At 48.6% G+C, this 4,751-nt stretch carries 4 protein-coding genes; 2 read left to right on the forward strand and 2 right to left on the reverse strand.

What is annotated here, in order from left to right:
• Together ACN4EK_RS31970 and ACN4EK_RS31975 are read right to left on the reverse strand one after the other, a co-directional pair.
• Window positions 1–635, reverse strand: a 635-nt coding sequence (locus ACN4EK_RS31970; protein WP_431662490.1) for a J domain-containing protein, incomplete at its 3' end; no start/stop codon positions are given.
• 553 nt (window positions 636–1,188) lie between these two features.
• A complete protein-coding gene (locus ACN4EK_RS31975; RefSeq protein WP_431662491.1) occupies window positions 1,189–3,042 on the reverse strand; it encodes a pentapeptide repeat-containing protein in 1,854 nt (617 codons plus the stop codon).
• Between the two features lie 386 nt (window positions 3,043–3,428).
• Here ACN4EK_RS31975 and ACN4EK_RS31980 point away from each other — a divergent pair, with 386 nt between their 5' ends.
• Together ACN4EK_RS31980 and obgE are read left to right on the forward strand one after the other, a co-directional pair.
• On the forward strand, window positions 3,429–3,554 hold the full coding sequence (locus ACN4EK_RS31980; RefSeq protein ID WP_431662492.1) for a hypothetical protein: 126 nt from the start codon (window positions 3,429–3,431) through the stop codon (window positions 3,552–3,554).
• Window positions 3,555–3,607: 53 nt separating this feature from the next.
• Complete coding sequence (gene obgE / locus ACN4EK_RS31985) at window positions 3,608–4,657, forward strand: GTPase ObgE (protein ID WP_431662493.1); 1,050 nt, start codon at window positions 3,608–3,610, stop codon at window positions 4,655–4,657.
• Window positions 4,658–4,751: the final 94 nt, after the last annotated feature.

Below are 4,751 nucleotides of genomic sequence, written 5' to 3' on the forward strand. Positions count from 1 at the left end.
AGATGTGTATAAGAGACAGGGGAAGATGGGGAGCGAGAGAATTGTTGCTGGAAGGGTTCGCGGCGATTGGAAGGAGAAGGGGTCGATCGCACCTGTTGTTCCAGTTCCAGTTGCTTGGCTTTTTTCAGGTCAGCGTCGGCTCCCAGTTCAAAGCCCAGCATGGAATGGACGAATCCCCGGTAGCGATAGGCTTCGGCATAGTTGGGATTAACGCGAATCGCGGTACTGAAGTCTTCCAGGGCTTCTTTGTAACGTCCGGCTTTGGCGTTTTCGGCTCCCCGATAGTAGTAGGTATCAGCGCTGGCGGGTCGGCTGGAAATGTGGGGTTTGGCGTGGGAGGTTTTTGGTGGTGCTTTAGGGGTCGATCGCGGTGTGGTTGCTCTAGATGAGGGTGGCGGTTGATAATCCTTCAGCCGTTGATAGGCTTCATTCAACTGTTTCAGCTTTTCCTCTGCCTGCCGTTGCTGGTGGGCATCCTGGGTATAGCGATCGGGATGCCAGACCTTTGCCAGTTCTCGATAGGCTTGTTTGACTTCTGCCTGGGAAGCACCGGGTTGTAGCCCCAGCAGTTCATAATATTGATTCATCTCACTCATGGATGCAGGAAAATCTACGATCGCCGTGGTTTTATCCACTCTAGCGTTAGAATTCCCTCAAGTTGGTGGATGTTAGCGCGATCGGTCTGGTCTACTCCTCAAACATCGTTTCAGGCTCCTCAAATACCGTTTCGGCTGATTGACTGACAACTCTTTTGAGGTGTTGCCCAAGCCACCCTTACTCTAGCCCTCTCTTACAGGAGCTACTATGTATACACATCTTCTCTACCACTTGAAAATTCTGCATTTTGCCCCCCTAGCCCCCCAATTCTGGGGGGAACTCAGGATTCAAAGTCCCCCAGAATTGGGGGATTTAGGGGGCGCAGAGAACTCAAACGAAGTCCGGCTCGACTTGTGTGTACACCGTAGCCAATTCTGGGGGAACCAACCATTCAAAGTCCCCCAGAATTGGGGGATTTAGGGGGCTAAAAGGATGCAAACGAAGTCAGACTCGACTTATGGGTACACCGTAGCCTACAGGGAGAAAGGTTGGGGATGAGGGCAAAAGATTTTTGTCAGTTAACTAGCTAGACTGTTTCGGACTCCTCAAATACCCTACAGGGTACATAGAGATTCGATTCTGGCAACCCTGTTACAGGGAGATGCCCCATGTGCCGAAGATGGCTTTAATGCCAGTCGTGATGGTGGGTAGATGTTTTTCGGCAAATTCGATTAAGCCATTACCGCGTTTAATAATGGTGGGTAAGGCATCCAGTGCATCTCCAGCTTTATCCAGCAGATCGGCATTGTCTGGTTTGGTTCCCAGTTTACCGATACTGTCGATATGTTTCAGCGCTTTGTCGCGGTCTTTAGGGGTTAAGCCAGAATCAGGCTTTTCAATCGCTGTCTTAAGTTGCTTGAGTAAATCTGCCAGTTTTAGGGCTTCAGGATCTTTTGAGTCTTCCAACTGCCCCATAGTAATGGTTAACGTACCGCTAATATCGCCACCTGCGGCTCCAGTAATGGCTTTACCAGATACACCCGTATTGTCACCTCCGGCAACGCCGCTAACATCCCCTTGAGTATTAATCTGAATATCACTACTGTCACTAGACATAAGATTACCTGCGAAATGAGCGTTAGAAATGTTTACTGTCGTTTGACGAGGCTGATTGGTTTGATCATAAACGAATCGTTGTAAATAAATTGATTGTTCTCGATAAACGGTTAATTGACCTTTGGTATGTTCAAGCTGTTTTTGCAGGTCTACATTTTGCTCCCGTTCCGCCTGAAGTTGCTTTTGCATCGACTCATAATCTTGCATAAACTGTTGATGCATTGCCTCTTTATCGGCATTGGGATCAGCGACGTTTACGCGAACTAATCTGTCGCCATCTTCTAGTGAAACTATTGAATGAAGCGATAGCCCAACCTGTTCATAGTCTGTGAGTAAATTGTGGAGGGCTAAGTCAAAGGCTTGCGGCTCAATGCCATTCCGGAACAGGAAATCTAAGGTATTGGTAAATTGGTTGACTAATTTTTCAAAGTCACCGGGCTTAAACAAGCCACTGGCAGGTTTGCGTTCAGCCTGTGGTGATTTCAGGTAAATGTAATGGCATTGAACATCGGTGAATTGAGTGCTGGAATTAATGCCCCAGTGCTGAATACAGGCTCCGGTTAAAATGGCTTCAGTGAAGTTGCTGCCGAGTGCCTGTACCTCTGATAAATTACTCCGTTCTAAATTGGCATACCGCAGATCAGCGCCACTTAAATCGGCTCCGGTCAGGTCAGCCTCAGAGAGAATTACCCCCTGTAAATGGAGGTTTTTCAGGTCGGCATGTTGGTAGTTTTGCCCTCGACCATCGCGACGGGTACACAGGTGAATAATTCTAGAGTCATTAAAGTAATCAGGAAACTGACAGCGAGTGAAATCTACTCCAGTCCAGTTTACAAAAAAGATTTTTGCTGTAGAGAAATCAGTATTTTTTAGAGTAGCATCACTAAAATTAACTCCGGTTAGATCCGCCTGTCTAAAATCAGTACCAGTGGCATTTTTGATAGTTTTAATCGTTTCGAGTAATGAATAGATAGCAAAACCTAGTAGAATAATAGTAACGGCTGTATAGAGGATGCCCTCTAAAATGGCTCCCCGCTCAAAAGCTACGATCGCAGCGCCAGCGAAAGCGACAGCGACAGCGAAAGCGACAGCGAAAGCGAAAGCGAAAGCGAAAGCGACAGCGACAGCGACAGCGAAAGCGACAGCGAAAGCGACAGCGAAAGCGCCAGCGACAGCGCCAGCGACAGCGACAGCGACAGCGACAGCGATCAAGATGATCAGTTGTTTGTAGCTTTGCCCGGTCTTGATGTGCTGAAAATTAGCGTTGGTTAGAATCGCACCTCTGAAATCGCACCCTCGCAGATCCGACTTAAAAAAGTTAGCTCCCGCCAGATTTTGGTTTCTGAACGAACGGTTTCGCAGATCACGCTGACTGAAGTTTTGGGGCATGGCTGGGTGGCTAGACAGGATCTGAAGGACAAGGAACGCCGGTTGAGCGGCTAAATCTGTTCAGGATTAAGATTTCCTGAAGAATTCCCGCTTGAACCGATCGATCTGGGAATTTCAAGGCATTTTGTCTATTATTCCCGCTTGAACCGATTTCGTCATCCTGTCCAGCGTTTGTCTATGGTTTTGTTGGCAGTAGACTGGATAGTAGAGGTAATTCGGCACTAGAGCACACTCATGACCATCAAAGAGCAGATTATGCAAGAATTGGAGCAAATCCCGGAGTCACAACGGCGGCAGGTGCTAGAATTTGTCCGTTCCTTGCAAGGCTTCCAGCCAACCGGATGACGTTTCCAGTGAAGTGTGGCAAGCTTATCTAGCCTCTGAACGTGAACGGAAAGAAGTGTATCGTCGCCTTGCCGACTCCTAAATTTCTTAACGAGCTTCAGGTAGTGCAGGGTAGACTGAGTCAAGCAGAACTGACGATCGTCCTGAAATCTGCGATCGAAGCATAACGATCGAACCGGATCTTGCCTATCATGCAAGAAGGATAATCCAGGTTCGACTCATGCAATTTATTGATCAGGCAGAAGTTCAGGTACAGGCAGGCGATGGCGGTGATGGCTTAGTTGCCTTCCGACGAGAAAAATATGTGCCAGCCGGGGGTCCCTCCGGAGGGAATGGCGGTAAAGGCGGTTCCGTCATTTTCAAGGCAGCTTCTAACCTGCAAACCCTACTGGACTTCCGCTACAACCATCTGTTCAAAGCAGAAAACGGGCAACGAGGGGGGCCCAACAACCGAACGGGCGCATCGGGGCGGGATAATATCATTGAAGTGCCCTGCGGCACGATGGTTTATGATGCGGAAACCGATGAACTGTTAGGCGATCTGGTGGCACCGGAGCAAACCCTTTGTGTGGCTCAGGGGGGCAAAGGGGGATTGGGGAATCAACATTTTCTCAGTAACCATAACCGCGCTCCCGAAAAAGCCTTACCCGGATTGCCGGGAGAAGTTCGGTTGTTGCGCCTGGAACTGAAACTGCTGGCAGAAGTGGGAATTATTGGACTCCCCAATGCCGGAAAATCGACCCTGATTTCTGCTTTATCCGCCGCTCGACCCAAAATTGCCAATTATCCCTTTACAACCTTAGTCCCTAACCTGGGAGTGGTACGGAAACCGAGTGGCGATGGCACTGTCTTTGCCGATATTCCGGGGTTAATTGAAGGGGCACACTTGGGAGTCGGGTTAGGGCATGATTTCCTGCGTCACGTCGAACGGACTCGGTTGTTGCTGCATTTAATTGATGCCACCAGTACCGATCCGATCGCAGACTACAACACAATCCAGCAAGAATTGTCCGCCTACGGACGCGGTTTAGGCGATCGCCCCCAAATTCTCGCCCTGAATAAACTGGATGCTGTTGATCCGGATGTGGATGTCGATGCGATCGTCAGGGAACTGCAAACCTACAGTAATGGACAACCCGTTTTCCAAATTTCAGCCGTCACCCGCCTGGGATTGGATACATTGCTGAATCACGTTTGGCAACAGCTAGAACAAATCAACGAACAACTCGATGAACCATTCATCGCCAGCAATGAACTAATCAGTGATTAATTGCTAACGATGAATCATAGAGCATAGGGTTTCTATGATTCATTCACTGGTTTACTTTGACTCACACCATACAATCTGTCTCTTATACACATCT

It is taken from the genome of Pantanalinema rosaneae CENA516 (assembly GCF_050753385.1).
Taxonomy (GTDB): domain Bacteria; phylum Cyanobacteriota; class Cyanobacteriia; order Leptolyngbyales; family Leptolyngbyaceae; genus Pantanalinema; species Pantanalinema rosaneae.